The 21,573-nt window shown below is 51.2% G+C and carries 18 protein-coding genes; 6 read left to right on the top strand and 12 right to left on the bottom strand.

Features of this window, described 5'->3' with window-relative positions:
• Positions 1-13 precede the first annotated feature (13 nt).
• Together betA and OXI60_07065 are read left to right on the top strand one after the other, a co-directional pair.
• Positions 14-1,693, top strand: coding sequence for a choline dehydrogenase (betA, locus tag OXI60_07070; protein MDE0309578.1), 1,680 nt, complete (start codon positions 14-16; stop codon positions 1,691-1,693).
• Positions 1,690-3,060, top strand: a complete 1,371-nt coding sequence (locus tag OXI60_07065; GenBank protein ID MDE0309577.1) for an amidase family protein — start codon at positions 1,690-1,692, stop codon at positions 3,058-3,060. Before betA ends, OXI60_07065 begins: the two co-directional genes overlap by 4 nt.
• 118 nt (positions 3,061-3,178) lie before the next feature.
• Here OXI60_07065 and OXI60_07060 read toward each other — a convergent pair whose 3' ends face one another.
• The 9 genes from OXI60_07060 to OXI60_07020 form a co-directional block, all read right to left on the bottom strand.
• Entirely contained in the window at positions 3,179-4,255 is a 1,077-nt protein-coding gene (locus OXI60_07060) for an ABC transporter ATP-binding protein (GenBank protein ID MDE0309576.1), read from the bottom strand.
• On the bottom strand, positions 4,255-5,043 hold the full coding sequence (locus tag OXI60_07055; protein MDE0309575.1) for an ABC transporter permease: 789 nt from the start codon (positions 5,041-5,043) through the stop codon (positions 4,255-4,257). The genes OXI60_07060 and OXI60_07055 overlap by 1 nt, the downstream gene beginning before the upstream one ends.
• The gene (locus tag OXI60_07050) at positions 5,043-5,924 is read right to left on the bottom strand and encodes an ABC transporter permease (protein MDE0309574.1); all 882 of its coding nucleotides are present in this window, start codon (positions 5,922-5,924) and stop codon (positions 5,043-5,045) included. The genes OXI60_07055 and OXI60_07050 overlap by 1 nt, the downstream gene beginning before the upstream one ends.
• Before the next feature lie 188 nt (positions 5,925-6,112).
• On the bottom strand, positions 6,113-7,189 hold the full coding sequence (locus tag OXI60_07045) for a spermidine/putrescine ABC transporter substrate-binding protein (protein MDE0309573.1): 1,077 nt from the start codon (positions 7,187-7,189) through the stop codon (positions 6,113-6,115).
• A 27-nt stretch (positions 7,190-7,216) separates the two neighbouring features.
• Complete coding sequence (locus tag OXI60_07040) at positions 7,217-8,257, bottom strand: agmatinase family protein (protein ID MDE0309572.1); 1,041 nt, start codon at positions 8,255-8,257, stop codon at positions 7,217-7,219.
• Positions 8,258-8,347: 90 nt separating this feature from the next.
• The gene (locus tag OXI60_07035) at positions 8,348-9,427 is read right to left on the bottom strand and encodes an agmatinase family protein (GenBank protein MDE0309571.1); all 1,080 of its coding nucleotides are present in this window, start codon (positions 9,425-9,427) and stop codon (positions 8,348-8,350) included.
• Positions 9,428-9,460: 33 nt separating this feature from the next.
• On the bottom strand, positions 9,461-9,856 hold the full coding sequence (gene hypA, locus OXI60_07030) for a hydrogenase maturation nickel metallochaperone HypA (GenBank protein MDE0309570.1): 396 nt from the start codon (positions 9,854-9,856) through the stop codon (positions 9,461-9,463).
• On the bottom strand, positions 9,849-10,547 hold the full coding sequence (gene hypB, locus OXI60_07025; GenBank protein MDE0309569.1) for a hydrogenase nickel incorporation protein HypB: 699 nt from the start codon (positions 10,545-10,547) through the stop codon (positions 9,849-9,851). Before hypB ends, hypA begins: the two co-directional genes overlap by 8 nt.
• 610 nt (positions 10,548-11,157) lie before the next feature.
• Positions 11,158-11,331, bottom strand: coding sequence for a hypothetical protein (locus OXI60_07020; protein MDE0309568.1), 174 nt, complete (start codon positions 11,329-11,331; stop codon positions 11,158-11,160).
• 88 nt (positions 11,332-11,419) lie between these two features.
• Here OXI60_07020 and OXI60_07015 point away from each other — a divergent pair, with 88 nt between their 5' ends.
• Positions 11,420-12,322, top strand: a complete 903-nt coding sequence (locus OXI60_07015; protein ID MDE0309567.1) for a DMT family transporter — start codon at positions 11,420-11,422, stop codon at positions 12,320-12,322.
• A gap of 144 nt (positions 12,323-12,466) precedes the next feature.
• Here the strand turns inward: OXI60_07015 and OXI60_07010 are convergent, their stop codons facing one another.
• Complete coding sequence (locus OXI60_07010) at positions 12,467-13,501, bottom strand: agmatinase family protein (GenBank protein ID MDE0309566.1); 1,035 nt, start codon at positions 13,499-13,501, stop codon at positions 12,467-12,469.
• A 53-nt stretch (positions 13,502-13,554) separates the two neighbouring features.
• A complete protein-coding gene (locus OXI60_07005; protein MDE0309565.1) occupies positions 13,555-14,622 on the bottom strand; it encodes an agmatinase family protein in 1,068 nt (355 codons plus the stop codon).
• Between the two features lie 906 nt (positions 14,623-15,528).
• On the opposite strand from OXI60_07005, the gene OXI60_07000 reads away from it, so the two are divergent.
• The 3 genes from OXI60_07000 to OXI60_06990 all read left to right on the top strand — a co-directional run bounded on the left by OXI60_07000 (position 15,529) and on the right by OXI60_06990 (position 19,039).
• A complete protein-coding gene (locus OXI60_07000) occupies positions 15,529-16,224 on the top strand; it encodes a hypothetical protein (protein MDE0309564.1) in 696 nt (231 codons plus the stop codon).
• A gap of 296 nt (positions 16,225-16,520) precedes the next feature.
• On the top strand, positions 16,521-17,639 hold the full coding sequence (locus OXI60_06995) for a hypothetical protein (protein ID MDE0309563.1): 1,119 nt from the start codon (positions 16,521-16,523) through the stop codon (positions 17,637-17,639).
• A gap of 263 nt (positions 17,640-17,902) precedes the next feature.
• Entirely contained in the window at positions 17,903-19,039 is a 1,137-nt protein-coding gene (locus tag OXI60_06990; GenBank protein MDE0309562.1) for an amidohydrolase family protein, read from the top strand.
• A 123-nt stretch (positions 19,040-19,162) separates the two neighbouring features.
• Here the strand turns inward: OXI60_06990 and OXI60_06985 are convergent, their stop codons facing one another.
• On the bottom strand, positions 19,163-21,478 hold the full coding sequence (locus OXI60_06985) for a TOMM precursor leader peptide-binding protein (GenBank protein ID MDE0309561.1): 2,316 nt from the start codon (positions 21,476-21,478) through the stop codon (positions 19,163-19,165).
• Between the last annotated feature and the right edge of the window lie 95 nt (positions 21,479-21,573).

The following is a 21,573-nucleotide window of genomic DNA, read 5'->3' as shown; positions in this document are numbered from 1 at the left end:
AGGGACGATAGCAGTGCAGGAAGTAGATTACATCATTGTTGGTGCCGGATCGGCAGGGTGCGTACTGGCAAACCGATTGACTGAAGACAGGGAAGTGCGTGTGTGTCTGATTGAGACCGGACCGCCCGACCGAAGCTGGATGATTCAGATGCCAGCAGCGTTTTCCCGACCGCTGTTGAGCGATCGGTTTAACTGGGCTTATCGAACTTTGCCTGAGCCATATATGGACAATCGGATTATGGACTGTCCTCGCGGTCGTGTGCTTGGCGGCTCATCATCAATCAACGGGATGTGTTACATCCGCGGTCATGCGGAAGATTACAACCGTTGGTCTGTCGAAACCGGTGATCCTGAGTGGTCCTATGCACACTGCCTGCCTTACTTCAGGAAGTCCAATACACGCTTGGCTGGCGCAGATGACTATCACGGAGGCGACGGTCCGCTCATCGTTACGACAGGATCCGCCGAAAACCCCTTGTATCAGGCGTTTATTGAAGCGGGTGTTCAGGCCGGATATGGTCGGACGCAGGATTTGAACGGCTTTCGACAGGAAGGATTCTGTGCCATGGACATGACAGTGAACATGGGCGTTCGATGGAGCACGGCCAAAGCCTACCTTGACCCGGTACGATCGAGAAGAAACCTTGAGATTGTCCAGCGTACCTTGGTGAACAGCGTAATCTTTGAGGGGAACAAGGCAGTTGGTGTCGAACTCATAAAGGGTCGGAACCTCGAGTCGATCCGGTGTAGCAGGGAGGTGATCGTATGTGGAGGAGCGATCAACTCACCGCAACTGCTCAGCCTGTCCGGAATCGGTCGCGCTGGCCATCTTGAGAAATTGGGTGTGCCCTGTATCGTCGATTTGCCAGGAGTCGGAGAAAATCTGCAGGATCATCTTGAAGTTTATGTGCAGCATCGTTGCAAGCTGCCCGTTTCACTCTATCCGGCTCTCAAGTTTACAACCCAGGCCAGAGTATTGTTGCAGTGGATGGTCAGCAAAAAGGGTTGGGGCGCCTCAAACCATTTTGAAGCAGGTGGCTTTATTCGCAGCCGTGCCGGTGTCAGGCATCCGGATCTTCAATATCACTTTTTTCCGGTTGCCGCGAACTACGATGGTCGGGCTCCGGCAAAAGATCACGGCTTTCAGGCGCATGTCGGGCCTATGCGACCGACCAGTCGCGGTTATGTTCGAACCGTATCCACGGATCCCAGACAACATCCGCAGATTCGGTTCAATTATATGGAGACGGAGAACGATCGCCGCGAAATACGCGATGGAATACGGCTGACAAGGGAGATCTTCGCACAGGAATCCTTTGATGCATATCGTGCTGAGGAATTGGCCCCGGGACCGGATGCGCAAACCGACGCAGATCTTGATGCGTTTGTACGCGCCAAGTCAGAAAGCGCCTACCATCCTTCCTGTACTTGCAAGATGGGGGTTGACGAGATGGCTGTGGTAGACTCCCATGGCCGGGTACATGGTACGGAAAACCTGAGAGTTGTCGATGCATCCGTCATGCCCAGCATTGTCAGCGGCAACCTGAATGCGCCGACGATCATGCTCGCCGAGAAGTTGGCAGACACGATACGCGGACGCGATCCACTCAAACCTTCCGACGCGCCATCTTTTTTAGTCGAATCCTGGCAGGAGCGTCAGCGAGAATGTGATCCGGACCGACCGGTTGGATGATTGACGGCACGATCCACTCACTGCGAGAGCTGATTCTGGCACGGGAAACGTCCGTATCAGAACTTCTGGAACAGTACCTGACGCAAATTCAAGCTCACAATGCTTATTGCGATGCCATCTCAGTGTTTTCGGAACAAGCCGTCCGCACATTGGCGGATACGGCGGACCGGGAATTGGCAGATGGTGCGAACGTTGGTGCGTTGCACGGGATTCCGATTCTGGTCGATGACCTTATCGATGTGGCAGGTATGCGCACAAGTTATGGTTGCCAGGCGTATTCGAATCACGTGCCTGATTGCGATTCAATGTCAGTGCTTAAACTGCGCGAGGCCGGGGCAATCATCATCGGCAAGACGACTACCAGCGAACTGGGTGCGATTGTTCAGGAATCCCAGGAGCAGTTTATTGCCCGCTCTCCCTGGGGCGAGGAATTTGTGAGTGGTGGTGGCGCATCCGGTGTGTCGGTTGCCCAAGCGAACAATTTTGCCGCTGCAGGTTTGGCAATGGACATCGGCGGCAACGTAATGCTGCCTGCCGCATACAGTGGTGTGTTCGCCATGCGGCCGTCGCTGGGAAGAATCGCACATACACCGGTATTTTCGGGAGGATTGGTTTTTCCAAGCGTCAGCATCATTACTTCAGGCGTGAGGGACTGCGCCTTGCTGATGAACGTTTTGTGCGGATACAGCGACACTGATCCGATCAGCACGAAGTTCCAGGCTCAGGATTTGATTGCAGCGATGCAACGTCCAATCCGCTCACTGCGGATTGTGTATTCAAGCTCATTGTGGGACGCCCCTTATGACGACGATAGTCAATCTGCAGTTGCAGATGCGGTGACGAGGCTTCTTGCAGCAGGTTGCCGGGTTGATCGGGCACAGCCGGCTGTAGACCAGGTAACCGATGCCTGGGAGACAATCTACTGCGCCAATCTGCAGGCAGACCATGGCGGCAGTTATCGAGATCATCCGGATTTATTCGGAGAGGTGGCGCAAGGCTGGCTGAATCGAGCACAAAGTGTCACCACTTCAAGCTATATTGCTGCTGAGAAGAAAATCTTGCGCTTTCGACTTGCTCTCAACAATTTTTTCGAACAATGCGATGTTCTGATCACGTCCGCAGTCGGTTGTGTCCCATTTGCATATGGCACAACGCCATCCAATCTGGAGGCTGGTGCCGGAAGTGAAGTGAGCTGGGTTGACTACGCTTCGGTTTGCTCATTTGGTGCATTGAGCGGATTTCCGACTGCAATCATGCCGGGAATCATGAATGATCAGGGTCTGCCGGTTGCTTTGCAAGTGATGTCAAGACTTGGAAATGACGATCTGGTATTGTCTGTTTGCGCCAGGTTGATGCATGAACTGTAGTCTGTCACGATCATCGCACCTGAGTTCCGAGTTCAGTTTAACCGACAAACTCCAAACCGTTCGGGCAGTTGCGGAAATGAGCCGACTGCCCGCAAACCTCGTTTCACACTGACTGGAATCAATCCGATAGGACTACGGCGTCTGACTCGCGTGCATGCAGAGCCAATCGATCACCTGTTGAAACTCCATAATCTGGCGGAATTCTGACCAGATAGTCAATATCCTCCTGAACTTCAAAACGCACGCGGCAGAGTCTATGGGTGCCCTGAAACTCAATCTCGGTGACTCTGCCTTCGCCCAAAGATATGCACTCTTTGGGATCTATTGTTCCACCCAATCTGATTTGTTCCGGTCTCAATACGATGTTGCACATACGATCGAGCTGCGTCTCACACGGGAGATTAAACTGGCCGAGTGGAGTGGATACAGTAACGCGGTCCGTGTCCTTGCCTTTAACTTCAGCTTTGATCACATTGCTTTCTCCCATGAATTTGGCGGAAAACAATGTGGAAGGCCGAAGGTATACCCGTTCAGGAGAACCGTAGTCTTCGATGATTCCGTGGTTGATCAGAGCAATCTTGTCTGCAATTCTCAAAGCCTCCTCCTGATCATGCGTGACATGAACAAAGGTTGCGTTCAAGGTTTTCTGCAAGTGCACAAGCTCAGTCTGCATCTGATGCCGGATTTTCAGGTCCAGTGCTCCCAGAGGCTCGTCCAGCAGCAAAACCGCGGGTTCTACAGCAATTGCGCGCGCCAATGCAACTCTCTGGCGCTGACCGCCGGAAAGCTGGTGCACCCCTCGGTCTCCAAAGCCTTCCAGTCCAACCTTGTTCAGGGATTCGTCGACGCGCTTTGTCCGTTCGGGCTTTGACACTTTTCGCATTGCCAAGCCGAAACCAACATTGTCTCGCACGCTCATATGAGGAAACAGCGCGTAATCCTGAAAAACCGTCACTGTCGGACGGTGTGCAGGAGGAACACGGGTAACGTCTTCACCGGCTATGAAAACCTTTCCGGATGACGGATTCGTAAATCCTCCGAGCATTGACAGTATTGTTGTCTTTCCGCTCCCCGAAGGACCGAGCAAAACAAGGAATTCTCCTTTTTCAATGCTCAAGCTTATGTCATCTACGGCGACTACTTCACCATAGTGTTTGCTCAAATTCTCAAGTTTGACAAGATGTTGGCTACTCATTATTTAGTCCTTGTTCCCATCAATACAGCACCAGCTGCCAATGTCACCACGGCAAAAGAAATCGCAAACACGACGGTTCCAGCCGCATTGACTTCGGGGGTCAGTCCGGCTCGCAACATCTCAAAAATGATGACGGGCAGCGTAACGTCAAACCGGCTCAGCAGAAACGCAACGATGAATTCGTCCCAGGACAATGTCGCTGACAGACAGAATGCAGCAATTAAAGATGGCTTCATGATCGGTGCGATCACCCTTAACACGGTCTGCAGGTCGCTTGCTCCCAGATCGCGGGCAGCTGCGTCAATATTCTTTAGATGATCACCGAACTGGGAATAGATGATTGCGAAACAAAGTGGGAGATTGATGACTGCATGTCCTATGCCTACCGCAAATAAAGACTTTGATACTCCTAAAAGATTCAGTGTGATCAGCAAACCGATGCCAATGATCAAATAAGACACCGTCAACGGTGCCATCAGCGTAAACCGGATAGCTCCAGCGAACCGATAGTTGCGCTTTGACATGCCATATGCAGCAAGGAACCCGAGAACGGTTGTCACCAAAGACGAAAGTACGGCCACGACAACGGAGTTGAACAGCGAATCCACCAACCGCTCATTCTCGAACATCTTTTCGTACCACTGCAGACTCGGGCCATTGAATGGCGGTACCGGCAACAGCCCGTCCTGGAACGAGAATACCACCAATACGATTACCGGCAGATAGATGAAGCCAAGTGCCAGTATCAGATACGCGTACGCCGGAGAATTGCTTATCCAACCCTTCATCAGATTCTATCCACTTTCATGTACTTCGCAGAAATAAGGTAAACAATCACCACAACGACCATGAGTGTCACACTCATTGCGGATGCCATAGGAAAGTTCGCCGCACGACTGATTTGAAGCATTATTGCCTGCGGAACCAGTACTTCTGTCCCGCCGCCCAGAATCTGCGGGGTAATGTAGTCTCCAATCGTTATGACGAATGTGATGAAGGCGCCAACAACCACCCCCGGAATACTGAGTGGAAGCGTAATTCTCAGAAAAACCTGCAATCGACTGGCTCCGAGGTCAGCAGCTGCCTTTCGGTACGAAGGTTTGATCAGAACCAAATTCGCGTAGATCGTCAAGGTCAGCAGCATCGTGAAAAAATGGACAAAGCCAAGTACTGTCGCACCTCGGGTGTAAGCCATCTCCAACGGCTGGTCGAGCAGTCCGATACTGCTGAGAAATACATTGATGATACCGTTTTCGGAAATCACCAGCAGCCAGCTGTACGAGCGCACCACATAAGCAGTCCAGAAAGGCATCACCGCCAGCAGCAGGATGATTCGCTGATATTTCGCAGGAACCTTATACGCAAGAACGTAGGCCAGCGGATATGCAAGCACAATGCTCAAAACCGTGGTCAGCACGGTGACTTCAATGGAATTGAACAGTGAATCCAGCAGGTATTCCCGGCCGAAGAATTTTTCGTAATTCGTGAAATTCCAAGTTGCTGTGAGTTTCCCGTATAGACGTTGCCAAAAACTTACAGCAAGCATGACCACCAATGGCGAGAGAGACAGGAATACAGTGAACCACAAGGCGGGATGTACCGCCCACCTTGACAGTTCAACTCGAAACGGTTTCGGTGATCCGGACAAATCAGGTGGACGTGACTTCATGCGAACTCACCTGACACATGAAATGCGAAGCAGTATCGAACGAACAGGGTCATTCAAAACAATTCGACACTGCTTCGGCAATTGTAGAACCCAACTCTTCAGCCGCTATCGCCATGGTCAACTTACAGACGTAAATTTACTGTACCCGTCTGCTGTTGCCACCATACCGAAGGTCGAAGGAATGAGACTTAGTTTTGTAGAAATTCTGTCCATATGTCAAGCATTTCAGCATCAATATCCGCTTGACTGATTGTTGATGGAACCGAACGGCTCAGGAACCCGTCCTGTTGGTCCCACCTCAGAATTTGCTTTTCATCAGCAGACAGCTCCGTCATCGAGTTCGCCGGCATTGCCCAGTAACATTCTGAGGTTGCCAGTCGTCCCTGTCCTTCAGGACTGACGATATACTTGACGAACTCGGCTGCAAGGTCCTTTTTCTGTGAGTCTTTCATGATGCTGAGGCCCTGAACCCACATCAGTCCGCCTTCTTCAAAAATTGTCCAATCCAAATTTGGTAACGAGGGCATCAGATTCGAAACCGCGAATTCCGCAGCATTGAGAATGATGTCAACATCACCGTTGACCAGTGCATTCTGCACACTGACGATATCACCAATCATCTTTACGTTGGGTCTCATCGCAAGCAGCCGCTCGCGCAGCTCGGGCAATGAGTCCATTGTGATTTCATCTGGATGCATACCCATTGATATCGCTATCAACTGCATTGTCGGGAAGTAATAGTCATAAACAGCAACTCTGCCCTTGTACTTTTCGTTCCACATGACCTGAACGGTTTTCATATCTTCAGGGTCGACTTTGTCCTTGTTGTACACGACACCGTAATAGCCGAACTTCTCTGGAATTGTGTAGCGTTTTCCGTCTACATAATTGAAGCCAGCGGCAGTCAGTGGCGCAAAGATGTCTCCTAGAGGCAATTGAGACTCATCAAGAGGTTCCAGCAGTCCGAGACCTGCAACCATCGGGGCATCGGGTGCGTCAACGACCAGAACATCCCAGTCCCCCGGAGAAGACTGCTCGATAATCGACAATGCTGTCCCGGTTCCCTCATACGTCTTTACATTGACATTCACTCCGTGCATTTCCTCGAACGGCTTGATCAGTTTATCGTCGGCGTGATCACACCAGACAAGGACATTCAAGTCATCCGCCGCGGATACGCCTGTGGGAAGCGAAACGCCCACAAATGCAAATACCGTCAATAGTGAGACAGTCCATTTGCGCCACCATAATTTCAAGATTTTCATATCTTACCTCCAAGTTCAAAAATCAATCTAATACTGCCACCCTGGACGGCGAATCGAATCATCCAGGGTCTGTCCTTTCAGGTTTGCGATTTCAGCCATAATCCGAAGAACGACGCAAACCGCCGTTCGTGAAGTGGACCCGCTGACATCAAACATGGGACACAGTTCCGTAACGTCAATCACGCTGACTCCTTTTTGTTTGCTGATGCGCGATGCGACACGCATGATTTCGCGCGATTCAAGCCCTCCGGGCTCAGTGGCTGTCACACCTGGCGCAGCCGAAGAATCCAGCACATTGAAGTTAAAACTGAGGTACTGTCCATCGGTGTTGTCCCACACGCGTGTCACAGCCTCATCAATGACATCGTCTATTCCGCGTTCAAGCACTTCGAACATGGGATTGAACCGCAGATTTCGCTCCTTGGCCAAATCAACCTGATCTTTTGGATTGAAAGAGTTACGAGCTCCAATATGGGCCACGTTCTCGATGTTCAGATTTTCAAGTTCCGTTATTCTCGCCATCGTGCAGGTGCTGAGGTTTCGTTCACCGGCCCAGCTGTCTGACATATCGAGATGGGCTCCAAGATGAAGATATCCCATTTTCCTGTCGGAGCCCAAGTAGTCTGACAACGCTCTCGTTGCGGGAATGGAAATGGAACGGTCCCCACCGCAGATAATTGGCGTTTTGCCCGCTCTCAACGCTGCAAGCACTGCACCGTGGATGCGTTCGTGAGCAACATCGGGACTTACCCTTGGCATCGATACATCGCCACAGTCAATTGCGCTGCCATGCAAGTCAACGTTGAACTCAAACCAAAACGGAAAATAATCCAATGATGCGACCCTGAATTCACGCGGTCCGTCCTCGCTGCCCGGCTTGCCGACATTGCCCTCGTCAAATGGGACTCCGATGAAGACGTAGGGCGCATCGGTACCCGGCAGGTCCCCATCGTTCAGGGACATGAATTTCGATCGCAAAAACGAAATTTGTCCCGGAGTACGGTAGTTGTCCGCTTTCTTGCCTCCAAGTGGAGAAAACAGGTGTGAATACGCTTTAACTGGATTCATATGCTGTACCAACAAGGGTTAAACAAATAGATTCGATTTCTGTCTTATACGATTCTCATCAAATGAAATTGAAGATTCAAATATTGCATCTCACGGTTGCTGACCGAGATTCCTCATAGTCTGTGCGCGACTGCCCAGATAGTGATAAATCAAATTGCAGGCCAATTTGGCACTCATCTTGCTTACATCGAAAACCGGAGACAGCTCTGCAAGTTCAAGCACGTCCACCCCGAATTGCCCCGCAAGGCGAGCGAATGCCAATGCCTCGCGTGCGGTCAGGCCATAACTTTCCGGACAGCTCGTTCCCGGCATGCAGCTGCAGTCGATCGAATCGGTATCCCAAGAAAGATAGACCGCGTCGGTTCCGTTCCATGCACGCTCAAGAATCTCACGACCACAGACTTCAACTCCCCGTTCCACTACCTGAGCCATCGAGTAGATCGGCATATCGTTGTCAACCCAGAAATCCATCCAGTCTTTGGGATTGAGTCCGTTTCGGGACCCCATGTGCGCCATGTTCTGGGCATTTACATTGGGTAGCTTGTATGTTTCTGTCGGACCTGATGCGTTGGTGATTTCAATTCCAGCCCAGTCGACCGCAGCATCAAGGTGGCAATCGACGTGCAGATAGCCCATTTTCCCGTCGGAATTATGCCGTCCCAGATATTGGGACAAGGCGCGAGCGCCGGGTATGGGAACAGAATGGTCTCCTCCTACCAGAATGACCTTGGCGCCACCTTCCAAACACTCTGTAACGTAATCACACATATATTGCTGCGACAGTGCATTATTACCCGGCACAATCGGGATATCACCGCAGTCCACCACCCGGAAGAATGTCAACAGATCAACATCGTATTCGAACATATATGAGAAATACTGCGAAGACGCCTCACGGATTCCATGCGGGCCGCTGGAAGTACCTGTACGCACAATTGTGCCTTGGTCCCATGGCGCTCCGAGAAAACAGATCCTGGCACCTGCCTCGCGAACTGATTTTCGGTCTGGCGGACAGTATGGAGCTCCCATGAATGTGAGGATTCCTTCCGCCTTGAAAGCTGCGTTGTGATTTTTCGGCGATCTGATATGGGCGTCGAATTCTGCTTCCTGATGAGGTCCCTGGTGCTGGTGCGGCACAAAATTCCAGGCATTGTCATTTTGGGATGTCATCCGGCTACTCCTTTGCGAATATCACACCAGCATTCAGGCAGTTTGATAAAGCGTCTCACGTTTCCTCGCGCACGCAGATTCATGATTTTCCATCAATTCAATTGAAACCAGTTGCATCTCCCTGCCGGAAACCAATTTCGGTGTCGGCATGCCACAGTCCGGGCATCTGAAGTTGTAGCGGCCAGACGGCTGCTTGACCTCGTCGCAGCAGTCGCAATGGACAGTCAGGGGCACTTCCTCTATGCGCAATCGGGCTCCTTCACAGACGGTGTTGCGTGCGACCGAATCGAAGCAGAAATGAAGCGCTCTCGCCATCGCCGACATTTCACCCAAACGCAGGTTCACCTGCCTTACCTTGACTGCGTCATGCTCAGACGCGTAGTCTTCAACCAACTCAACAAGACTTCGGGCAAGTGCCAGTTCATGCATGGGAGGCCGACTCGGTTGTTTCAGAATCACGCAGAAAATCGACTGGGGCCGATTGCATATGCGATAACAGCCATTGAGTCCACAACTTCATGCCTTGTCCTGTCTCAACAGATAACTGAATGATCTCAATACTCGGATTGACCCGTCTCGCATATTCGATTGCCTTGTCGACGTCAAACTTCAGATACGGCAGCAAATCGATCTTGTTCACAATCATCAGGTCCGATGCGGCAAACATGTCGGGATACTTGATCGGCTTGTCCTCGCCTTCAGTGACAGACAAAATCACGACTTTATAGGACTCGCCAAGATCAAACGACGCAGGACATACAAGATTCCCTACGTTTTCAATCATGAGCAGGCTGTCAGATGAAAATTGAAGACTTTCAAGTGCGTGGCCAACCATATGAGCATCCAGATGGCAACCCTTTCCGGTGTTGATCTGGACCGCTTGAGACCCAGTCGCTCTAATGCGTTGCGCATCGTTTTCTGTTTCCTGATCTCCCTCGATCACAAAAATTGGAACGTTTTCCTTGAGATTTTCTATCGTCTGCACCAGCAAGCTGGTTTTACCTGCACCGGGGCTGGAGAGCAAGTTGATCGCCAAAACGCCGTTTTGCTGGAAATGCAATCTATTCGAGTCGGCAAAAGCCTGATTTTTGTCGAGAATGTTTCTTTCGATAGTGACCAATTGCTTGGGGCTGAATCCGGCTACCGAGACTCCAGCGTCATTTGAGCCGAAATGGAAGTGATTCGCGTCTTCCTGTTCATCATGTTGGTGAGAATGATGATGACCGGTGTGGTGATCATGATCATGATGATGATGGTGAATATCGCTTGACCCACATCCGCATACGTTACACAAAACTACACCTCCGAGGCTTCGTAAGCGTTTATTCAGTTTATTTTTTGAAAAAATTTTACCATACAAACTGGAAGTCAAAAAAATCTTTCCGGCGCCAAAAATCCGCATTGAAGATGGAAAAGACAAGAAAAGCCCTGCCAGTAGAATGAGTTGGAACAAAAACCCGTTTCATCCAGCGGGTGAGACATCACCACTGCACAGGCAAGGCTTAAAAAAATTGAGCACACCTACGCGAATCAGCCAATACGAGTTTCACCTCCCGTGCCGGGCCGACAGCATTCGCTCAAGACATGAGCCGGCCAGGTGCCGCAAAGTCCGATCTTCCAGGCAGCGACACCTCGCTGAGGATCGGACGTGTGCCGAATCTGCCGAATGGTTTGCGCCGGGGCTGCAAAGCGATTTTGCCATCAGTTGCCACTGAGCCGTAATTTCCGCGTCAATGCGGTGTGGACTGCGGATTGACGGTCAGGGACGAGATGCGCGACAGCCGTGTGTTCGTGCAGTTCGTGACTTTTCGGTCGACATCAGCGTAGTGACCGGACAACGACGAGAATCGACAGTGCGGGAGAATGTCGGATCGCGGAGTTCGACTGTCTGCTTGCGTTTTCATCGTTTTGTCTTGCCGATTTGGGTTTCGCAGCGTCGCTTGGGATGTAAAATTCACTGCCGGTTGAGGCAAATATCCACATCCTGATTCGATGAAGCAGAATTCCGTTTTAGTACCCAGTCTCGTTGTTGCCATCAGTGGCGCGATTTGGGGACTGTTCTGGATTCCGATTCGGCAGCTGGATGCTGGGGGTATTTCGGCTGCATGGACTTCATTGATTACCTTTGGAATTGCCGGTTTGCTATTCCTGTTTGTCTTTTTCCTCCAGTTTAGAAAAACCGGCCGTGTTCCGTGGAACGTGTTCATTACCGGACTCATTGGCGGCTGCAGCATCGTCTTTTACGCCATTGGATTCGTTCTCACGGAAGTTGTCAAAACCATTCTGCTGATTTACCTGACGCCGATCTGGAGCATCATACTGGGCAGATTCATGCTCAACGAGAAGATCACGCCGTATCGAATCGCGGCAATCGTCTGCGGCCTTGCCGGCATGATCGTAATTCTGGAGGTTCTGAACGGCGAATTCAGAATATCCAATGCCGGGGACTTGATTGCGCTTAGCGCTGGAGTACTTTGGTCGCTCGCGACAATCGGGATACGAAAACGTCCTGAAGTCCGGGTCTGGGAACAGGTAGGCGCATTTTATATCGGTGGTGCGCTCGTTGCTCTGTTGTTCATAATATTTCCATTTCAGGGCTTGGAGAAACCGCCGACACTGAGTGCAGTGACCAATTCCCTTCTCTGGATTGTTATTTTTTTAGTGGTATTTGTGTCAGCGATATTTCTGGTGTTCTGGGGAGCGCAGAGACTCAGTCCGGCAAGAGTGGGACTGTTATTGATGACCGATGTCGTTTGCGGTGTGGTGTCCGCTGCAATATTGGCGGGTGAACCTTTTGGCTGGACTCAGGTTATTGGAGTTGTCCTCATAGTATCAGCTGCGATAATCGATGTATTTGATCGCATCTGGAGGTCGAGCTTCAAAACTGTCAAATGACCAACCAAGGGCCAACAAGCCGACTTCAAGCTTTCAGAATCATATTCCTAGCCGGATAAGCGATTGTCGTGGCTGGCACCTTGGTATTGTCGGCGCAGATTGCCGTAATTTCTTTGCTGGAATCTACACCGCATGGGCCTTGATCTAACTTCGCAAGTCCTCACGCCGGATGTCCTGATCAACAAGCTCACCCCGTTGTCGCGCCATTGCCGCCATCAGGCGCAGGACAATGCAAGCGGCTAATTTCGATGTCGTGCCACTGACATCGAAAACCGGTGCCAACTCGGATACTTCAATCAGATTGACACAACCGCGCTCGCCAAGCAAAGTGGCAGTCTGCATCATCTCCCGCGACTCGAACCCACCAGGTTCCGGTGCGGTAACGCCTGGCGCAGCCGAAGCGTCCAGAATATTCATGTTGAAACTGAGGTATTGTGCGCTGGTTCCGTTCCAAACTTGGTCTGCAGCTTCATTGACGACAGATTTCACACCGCGTTCGACCACTTCATCCATCGAGTGGAACCGAATCCCGCGTGATTTGGCCAAATCAATGTGATCCCGGGGGTTCATTGAATTGCGAGCGCCGACATGGGCGATATTGGCGGTGTCCACATTTGCAAGTTCACTCACTCGAGCCAGAGTGCACGGACTGGCCATTTTTTCGCCAGCCCAGGTGTCAGCAGTTTGCAAATGTGCGCCGAAGTGCATATAGCCCATCTTCCTTTCATGGCCAATATGATCGGACAAAGCTTTTGCAGCTGAGATTGAAATAGATCGATCGCCGCCACAAATCACGGGTGTGATGTTGGCTGCAAGCACTTCCCGAATGGCCTGATAGATTCGGTCGTGCGCCAGTTCCGGCCTGACTTTCGGCACACGCACATTTCCACAGTCAACGCAGGTGCCCGTCAGATCGACACGATATTCAAACCAGTAAGGGAAATATTCGTGGCTGGCGATGCGAAATGCCTGAGGTCCGTCTTCGGACCCGGGTTTGCCGACGTTGCCCTCATCGTAGGGAATGCCGACAAAAGCAAAGCGGGCCCCGCTATTTTTCAGCGCATCAGTCTCCATATCGACTTGCGCTGAGCGCATGAAGGTGACCACGCCGAGCGACTTGAAATTTTCCGGATCGCCCAGCGGTGAAAATAAATGTTCAAAATTCTTGGCGGGATTCATAAATCTATCTCACAATAATCAGATATTGAAATGGAACGGGTAAACTGCATCTTTCAGGCAGATTTTCCCTGGTCGCGCAGAGTCTTTGCTCGACTGCCGAGATACTGATATACCAGACAGCAGGCCAGTTTGATGCTCATGTCGCTGACATCGAAATGCGGTGTCAGTTCAGAAATTTCAAATATGTCGGCCCCGTATGTGCCTGCGATGCGCGCGTGTTTGATCGCTTCGCGAGGTTTCAGCCCAAACGTCTCTGGCGCAGTCGTGCCCGGCATACAGCTGGCATCCAGCGAATCTGTATCCCACGACCAGTAGATTCCGTCTGTACCGCGCCAAGCGATTTCAAATATTTCCTTGCTGCAGGCTTCGATTCCGCGGTCCACGACCTCCTGCATCGGTATCATGCGCACTGCGTTGTCAACCCAGAAGTCGACCCAGTCTTTTGGGTTTAGTCCATTTCTCGAGCACATATGCGCCATGTTTTCACCAGAGCAGTTGGGCAAATCAAACGCGCGTGCCGGACCGGAGCAATTGGTAAACGGAGTCCCCTCCCAGTCAGGTGCTGAGTCCAGATGACAATCGACATGCAAATAGCCGATCTTACCGTTCTTATGAAAATCGGATAATGCGCGCGAGCCGGGAATCGGAACCGAATGGTCTCCGCCGCAAAGGATGACTTTGGCACCACCTTCCAGGCATTCGGTGACATATTGGTAGATATACTCGTGACTGCGTTCGTTGTTACCTGGAACAATCGGTACATCTCCACAGTCGACCGGGCGGAAAAAAGACATCAGATCGACATCGAACTCAAACATATACGGAGAATACTGTGTTGATGCCTCCCGAATTCCAGACGGACCCTGGGAAGTGCCTGCCCTGACCATTTGTCCCTGATCCCAGGGAACCCCCAAAAAACAGATCTTGGCTCCCATTTCGCGAATCGCATTGCGGTCCGGGGGACAATACGGTGCGCCCATAAATGTGGACAGCCCGCGTGACTTAAACACACCGTTGTGATTGCGCGGTGAAAATATGTGATCATCCTTTCCGTTTTGCGCAGCTGGACCTTGATGCTGATGAGGTACGAATTCCCACACATTCAAACTATCTGTACTCATAAAGGCTCCATATAAACAATAGGTTTCTGACGCGAAAACACAAGCTGAAAATGTAATCCGCCGTCTTGGTGCAGTGTCGCAGCCGGATGTTCAACCTTAAAGCAGACGTGTTGCATCTTATGTGTCTGTAACAATGGTTGGTGCAGACGTGCCAGTCGAACTGGCACAACCTGCAAAATTCCGTGGCAACTTGCAGCCGTGCGTACTGATCATTCAATCCTGTGTCGCTCGCTTAGCGCCGCCGAAAAAAGTATACATCGAATAATTCAGTCAGGACACCCAACATGGGCTATTGGAATCGTAAATTCGACATCCGGTGGCCGTACTTCACAACTTGGCGCAGTGCAGGTCAGCTGATGTGCAGATTCTTGGGTCAAGTCGAAAGCTCTTTGTTGGGGATGTTGAAGTATTTGGCGACTTCGATTTTTTTCCTGTAAACTGTCCATCGGCATCGTAAGCCCCTTGGGGTGATGTAACGGTTTCCGCCATCGAGTGGAAGTCAGATGGTCCGGATAGCAATGGCGCTTCGAGGAACATCTTAATTTTCCAGTGTCTGTTCATGGGTTTGCTTTATCAATCTGGCACATCGATAAATCCAACAGCAGGCGGGTTTTGCCGCCGCAGTTTCTCAGATTCTATACTCTACGCGCAAGATGATTGCGGTTTCATGGGGAATTGAGGAGATGGCAATCGAGACAATCGAAACAGAGAGTAAAACTATTATTTTTCGTTACGCACGATATTCAGGAAGCGATTTTTCTGGTTGGCCGATTCATTTTCTTTGCTTGTCAACCAGGCGAAATCAAGACAGATCTGTCGATGAAATCTAATGACAGATAAAAGCCGTTCGGCTATTGTCGAACGAAAGCTTGTTCCGATTGACGAAGATCAACTTCCACATCGGTCATGTTAATCAGTATTCTGCTATTGGGTATTCTGATGGGTTTCAGGCATGCGCTTGAAGCCGATCATCTGGTGGCAGTCTTGGTTCTAAGCCACTCCCGTCAAACCAAAGCGGTCGTTCAGGGAGTTGTATGGGGAATCGGACACACATTCACACTTTTGGTGGTCGGTGTGATATTCCTGAGCATGGATGCGCCGGTCCCACATCAGGTTGCAGATTTCCTGGAATTTGGCGTTGGCGTGATGCTCATTGTTCTTGGCGTTGATGTTTTTCGTCGTTCAGCCGGACGTCATTTTCATATTCACGCGCACAGACATTCGGCAGGAGTCAGGCATATTCATCTGCATGCGCATGATCGAAGGCTTGACAGTATGCGGGACGATCACGACCATGTTCATTTTGGTGAAATTCCCATAAGAACCTTGGTTGTCGGGTTCATCCACGGTCTAGCCGGCTCCGCGGCACTAATCTTACTGACTTTGCAGACTGTCCAGTCGTTTGTACTTGGCATAGCCTACATTGTGCTATTCGGATTGGGGTCGATTATGGGGATGGCAGCGCTGTCTGTGGCAATCGCCGTGCCTTTCAACCGTCTGCGCGGTCATAACTCCTGGCAGCACCGTCTGAAGACGGCTGTCGGTACGGTAACGGTGTTATTTGGAGCCAGTCTGGTCTTGAACTACGCTGTGAACTTCTGATTCCATGCAGTCACACGGATTTATGACCAGCTAATGTCGAAGTCGACTGTGCTGACACTCATCTTGTGAACGTCCAGTCCTGCGACACGCGCATGGACAGCATGCCAGCCTTCATTTATCATGGTATTCCGTCGCTATTTGATACGGCCACGCCCGGGTATCCGAATACAGGCATGTCAAATCCGCTAGAGCGAATCACAGCTTCCGTTTATCTGATCGGCAGTCAGGATTCGGCAGCGGTGACTTGAAGTGGCTGTTGCGCGAAACTGAAACAACTCAATCGTCTGAGGGAAGACATGGATACTGACCAAGCAGTCAAGTTAACTCAGGATAAACTTGCGCAAGAGGGCGGTACCATGGGAGACCTGCTTGCGCGCTTTCGCAGCATGATTTCACCGGTTCTTATCGGAGATCATCAATGGGAACGCATATTGCAAACTGCCGGGGACTTCCCCATTATCGTCGGCGCTCTTCCATTCGGCTTTGAACTGCCACTGCATGAAAGCCAGCCTATTGCGGATTTAGGCGTATCGCTGTCGGCCGAAAGTGCGATTCAGCAGTCATTCGCGGAACGGGCTAGAGTGGACGGGACGGATGAAACCGCCAAAGCCGTATTGCGGCTGTTTGACCTGATTAATGCTGAGCGCTCACAACTGCGTGAAATTGTCGGCCAAAAGATGATGTTGGAATATGACATCGGTTCAGCACAGGTTGACGAGTGCCCGCGTCCGGGAATGTTCATGAGGCCGGGAGAACGTCCGATTGTTGGTGCCTGTGATCAGACAAATGACGTCATTGCGGTGGCTGATGCACTCGTTTCCAGTGTCGGCTGGGAACTGCAGGATGGCCAAAGAAAGACGCTCCGGGACGTTTATTTGGCGCAACCGGAAGATACACGTCTCGACGCGTTCGGGATTTTCCCCTCTCGCTCACGATCTATACGGCTGGCAATCATGGGCTTCAAGTCGCGGCCGGACATCCATCGTTACCTCGAGACAACGAATTGGCCGGGTGAGTTGTCAGATGTTGATCGGATACTTTCTCGCTTCATGGAACGGGTTAAAGTGGTCAGAACCGGCGTGTATCTTGATGTGCAGGAAAACGGTCTCAGTCCCGATCTCGGATTGACACTCATTGTCAGACAGAGATATACGAAAGAATCACGCTATTGGCTAGATGGCATGACCGATTGGGATCCTTTTCTTCAAGCTCTCGGGCTTGAAGATCTGGTGTCGCGTGAGAAACTTGCAGAACTTGGCAACTGGGTTTCGAAGCCAGTCACACTGTTTTCGAAGTCCGGGCAGTTTGTGTTGCTGCGGGGCATTCATCACATTAAGCTGGTCATTTCGGAAAATCAGTTGAAAGGCGTGAAGGCTTACGTATTTTTTGTCCTTTCAGGGACGGTTCAGTATTGACATAAACTGAAAGCCTATGCGGCCGAGCCGTTGTTCCGCTACGAAAAGACTTCAGGTTCTGTTGCAGTAAATTACTGGGAAATACAAGTTGATACTGTCTGCCTGAAAAGGCTCACAGGCAGCGAACGAGGACATTTTTTGCAGTTAACGGACACATCAAATAAAATAAATTCTGACCGGCACAACGGATTTCGGCAGTAATTTCTATCCGGAATATTCCCGTAATTTCGCGCACATTCTTGACAGTGAGGAGGAGGGACGCCATGTTTTTTGAAGGAGCAATTTCGGCCGATTCACATGTGTTGGAGCCGCCGGCATGCTTCGACAAGTTCATGTCCCCTCAGTTTCGGGAGCGAGCGCCCCGCATCGAGCTTGATGAATGGAATCGACATGTCTATGTAATCGATGGGCTGACCACTCGCATTCCGATCGGCACGATTGACTGTGCGGGTATGCCGCCGTCAATGCGTACAACTCATATTCTCAATGCCACTTTTGAGACTTGCAGACGAAGTGCCTGGGATCCGCAAGCCCGTCTAGCCGATCAGGAACGTGATGGTATCGCGGCGGAAGTCATTTACCCCACCGTCGGTCTCATCGTTATGAGCCATGCCGACATTGATTACAAGGATGCGTGCATCGACGCATACAACCGTTGGCTTGAGGGATTCTGCGCCGGTCTGCCGGAAAGACTGTTTGGTCTGGCGATGACATCGATGCGATCTATCGACGCGGCTATAGACGATTTTACAAGGGCGAAAGAACGGGGTTTTGTTGGAATGATGTTGCCCGCGAGCCCACAGTTCGAGAGCTATGATCATCCCGACTGGGACGCGCTGTGGCAATGTGCGGTCGATCTTCAGATGCCGGTGTGCTTTCATATACTCACTGGAAAAGGTCATCGCAGTGCGGAATCCATTTTGAAAAAGCAGGTCAGGGGCAAGCGCATGTCTCGTTTCATGCAGATTGTCCGCGACGTCCAGGACGTCATTGTCGAGATGTTATTGGGCGGTGTGTTCGAGCGCCACCCGAATCTGAAAATGGTCAGTGCCGAGGCAGATGCGGGCTGGGTCCCACATTGGGCTTATCGACTGGATCATGCGGCATACAACGAGACAAACGACGGAATCGTCGACGGGTTGTCCAAGTTGCCAAGTGAGTACCTGTTTTCGAACGTCTTCACCACCTTTCAGGATGACTGGGTAGCTTTTGCCACCAAGGATCTTATGAATTACAAGCAGTTGCTCTGGGCCAATGACTTTCCACACCCAGATTCCACCTGGCCCCGTTCCCAAAAACTGCTGGCGGAACATGCTGTTGGTCTGACACCGGCTGAACGCAACGCAATCCTGCGAGACAATGTGCGGGAGCTCTTCCAGCTTCCGATTGCGACGGTTTGAGCGAAAGTGCGCTCAGGACATGGCAAACGCGTCGCATTTGGAAAGCAACTGTGACCAAAAACCCGAGAATTGGAATCAATTCAACCGATTCCACTCGATAGCTGATCCGATTGATGCCAAAGATCATGCAATAACCGGAATCGGATTCAGTTGCGACTCTTCAAGCGGACTATCGCGCCAAGCCATATCAACCGGGACATCGTACAGGCGTCCGGGCGCGAATCTTTCCCAGAAATGCCGTAGTCCCGGTACGACAACACGCACGACAGGCATTCCAATATCCGGTCGGGTATTGTCCAACACCAAAAACTCCATTCCTTTGGATTCGATAATGCTTCGGCAGTATTCCAAATCGTCAAGAAGATCCTCAGTGTCAGGAGTCCGATAATCGCATCGGGTACGTGAAGGCAGTTCCGAAGACGGCGCAAGATACGACTGGGTAGCTATCTTCGCATTTTTGAACCACCAAAGACTCATCGGGTCGTCAACCCGATAACCGCTTGCGCAGGGTCCTTGCGGCTCCACGAGGTTCAAGAACTGGTTCAGTTCACACACCGCCCTCAACGCGGCAACCTGGGGGTCGGTATGTGCCCCTGCGGCATAGATGATATCTTCCGACTCCTTGTCTGTCCTTTGGGAGATGGCGACAAACACAGGAATCCCGATATCATTGGTTACATCCAACACCCATAGATTCCGGTTGCGACACTCGTAGTAATCTTTCGCCTGCGAGAGATATTCATTGTGAAAACTATCCAGGCTGACTTCAGGCATCCGCAGTCGGTTGTACCACCAGATCGCAAATGCGTCGCGCTCGACCAGTTCGAGAAACCCCTGAAAGATTGCCTCCTCCAGAGTATTGCCGGCGGCGCAGCCATTCGAGTCCGCCGCCAGATTTGTCAGCTCCCGCTGTTCGGGAAGCATTGAATACATAACGCAGGTCGGCAAGTATCGATGCCGTTTCCGGGTCAGCGACCATATGGGCGACCAATCGATGACCAATTGATCGTCAAATCTGTCGGGGATAATGTTGTATGGATGATTGCGGGCATTGATTTCATCGGCGTGGTCGATCTGATCGTCACTGAAAAGTTGCACTTCATTTGGATGGATCGCTGACATCTCCTCCGAGTCCGTAAGTTCAGAAAGGCTTTTGCGACATCTGATCTCATCACCGTGATATGCGCACGAATATCGCTCGATCGCTTCGCACAGCGCACTCGCCTCAGATTGTTCTTTTGTGCTGCCTTTGCCGACAGTTTTGCTTCGGAGGCTTCGACGCAACGAACTCAGCTTCCTGCTTTTCAACGCGAAGTTGCTGCCGGATGTATGAACGTGAAGCCATGAGTCTGGTTCATTAGTGTTTGTCTTGAGCCAGGTGACAACTCCGCTGACGGGACTGACAAGATGGCGGTACCTTTCCAGAGTTCGCTGCGGTGAAACTGAACGCGTACCACCACTGTTGTTCACTAGTTTGGGACTCGGCTTCAGCTTGACAGGAAGCGGTTGGCGAGCCGGGTCAGACAGATTCGGGAGGCCGCACTCGGAACATTGGGGACGGTGCATGGCCCTATGTCGTTCGATTTGCAGACGTGCCGAATTTATTGAGATGACATGATCATCCAGTGATGTCGCTCCGTCAAATACCCGCCACTTGGCTATTTCAGCGACGGCGAGGCCGACGATCGCGGCTGAGATCGGTTGCTGAGCCGCGCGAGGCACGAATACGGACTGACTTCCCGTCACGTTTCTAAGAAAATTATGAACTTCCTCATGGCCTTGAAGGCGATAGGCGATACACGCCCAGCAAGGTCTGTTATCCCCGGGATGAAATACCGGGCCAAACAGGGGAACAATGCCGTTGGGCTTGATCAGGATCCACGGTATGCGGGATTGCAGATTGCTGCGGTTGATCTCAACGATACTGGTGTCAAGATAGTCTGTACACATATGAATAGCGAGTGTCCGACCATGGGGCTTCACGGGAATTCCCATGGATTGCAACTGTTGCGCCAGATTTCCGTCATTGTCTCCGTGAACTGAAACTTCAAAGGTGCTGAGAGACGTTTGCACCCATCGGGGGGACGCTCCCAATGAAGTCCAGAATGCCGCGACAGCACTATCCAGGGTATGTTCGCCTGAAACGATGTAACCTCGGGCCGACAGGGCAGTCAGGGTTTTGTGTATCTCCGATTCGGAAAACCGACCGTCAAGTTTGTTACAGATCTCTTGACGTGTCCGCCGTCCATCCAGCAACGGCAGCAGATTGGATACAATCACTCCATTGAGCAGAGTGTTGAAAGTCTCGGAAACCAGAAGTGTCCGATCCCCGTCAATGCAATGGAACTCAATGTGGGGGGAGAGCAGCGGCACATCGACGAGACCCGTGTCCTGCACAGTGAACTTTCGCAGGATACTGCTGCCGGAATCCACTTTCACCTGATGTTGGCCTGATGAATTGTTAGTGGAATCTGGCGTGGGCACGTCTAATCAATTCTCGTCCGACGGGATTGATCCGGGACGTTTGCATTCGA

It is taken from the genome of Acidiferrobacterales bacterium (assembly GCA_028820695.1).
GTDB lineage: Bacteria > Pseudomonadota > Gammaproteobacteria > Arenicellales > JAJDZL01 > JAJDZL01.
Note: the sequence above shows the minus strand (reverse complement) of the source record. Positions and strands in the feature narration are given on the sequence as shown.

Bases quoted from the DNA above. Each gene is read 5' to 3' on its own strand.
- OXI60_07065 (MDE0309577.1), top strand. From the start codon at position 1,690: ATGATTGACGGCACGATCCACTCACTGCGAGAGCTGATTCTGGCACGG.
- OXI60_07060 (MDE0309576.1), bottom strand. From the start codon at position 4,255: ATGAGTAGCCAACATCTTGTCAAACTTGAGAATTTGAGCAAACACTAT.
- OXI60_07055 (MDE0309575.1), bottom strand. From the start codon at position 5,043: ATGAAGGGTTGGATAAGCAATTCTCCGGCGTACGCGTATCTGATACTG.
- OXI60_07050 (MDE0309574.1), bottom strand. From the start codon at position 5,924: ATGAAGTCACGTCCACCTGATTTGTCCGGATCACCGAAACCGTTTCGA.
- OXI60_07045 (MDE0309573.1), bottom strand. From the start codon at position 7,189: ATGAAAATCTTGAAATTATGGTGGCGCAAATGGACTGTCTCACTATTG.
- OXI60_07040 (MDE0309572.1), bottom strand. From the start codon at position 8,257: ATGAATCCAGTTAAAGCGTATTCACACCTGTTTTCTCCACTTGGAGGC.
- OXI60_07035 (MDE0309571.1), bottom strand. From the start codon at position 9,427: ATGACATCCCAAAATGACAATGCCTGGAATTTTGTGCCGCACCAGCAC.
- hypA (MDE0309570.1), bottom strand. From the start codon at position 9,856: ATGCATGAACTGGCACTTGCCCGAAGTCTTGTTGAGTTGGTTGAAGAC.
- OXI60_07020 (MDE0309568.1), bottom strand. From the start codon at position 11,331: ATGAAAACGCAAGCAGACAGTCGAACTCCGCGATCCGACATTCTCCCG.
- OXI60_07015 (MDE0309567.1), top strand. From the start codon at position 11,420: ATGAAGCAGAATTCCGTTTTAGTACCCAGTCTCGTTGTTGCCATCAGT.
- OXI60_07010 (MDE0309566.1), bottom strand. From the start codon at position 13,501: ATGAATCCCGCCAAGAATTTTGAACATTTATTTTCACCGCTGGGCGAT.
- OXI60_07005 (MDE0309565.1), bottom strand. From the start codon at position 14,622: ATGAGTACAGATAGTTTGAATGTGTGGGAATTCGTACCTCATCAGCAT.
- OXI60_07000 (MDE0309564.1), top strand. From the start codon at position 15,529: ATGTTAATCAGTATTCTGCTATTGGGTATTCTGATGGGTTTCAGGCAT.
- OXI60_06995 (MDE0309563.1), top strand. From the start codon at position 16,521: ATGGATACTGACCAAGCAGTCAAGTTAACTCAGGATAAACTTGCGCAA.
- OXI60_06990 (MDE0309562.1), top strand. From the start codon at position 17,903: ATGTTTTTTGAAGGAGCAATTTCGGCCGATTCACATGTGTTGGAGCCG.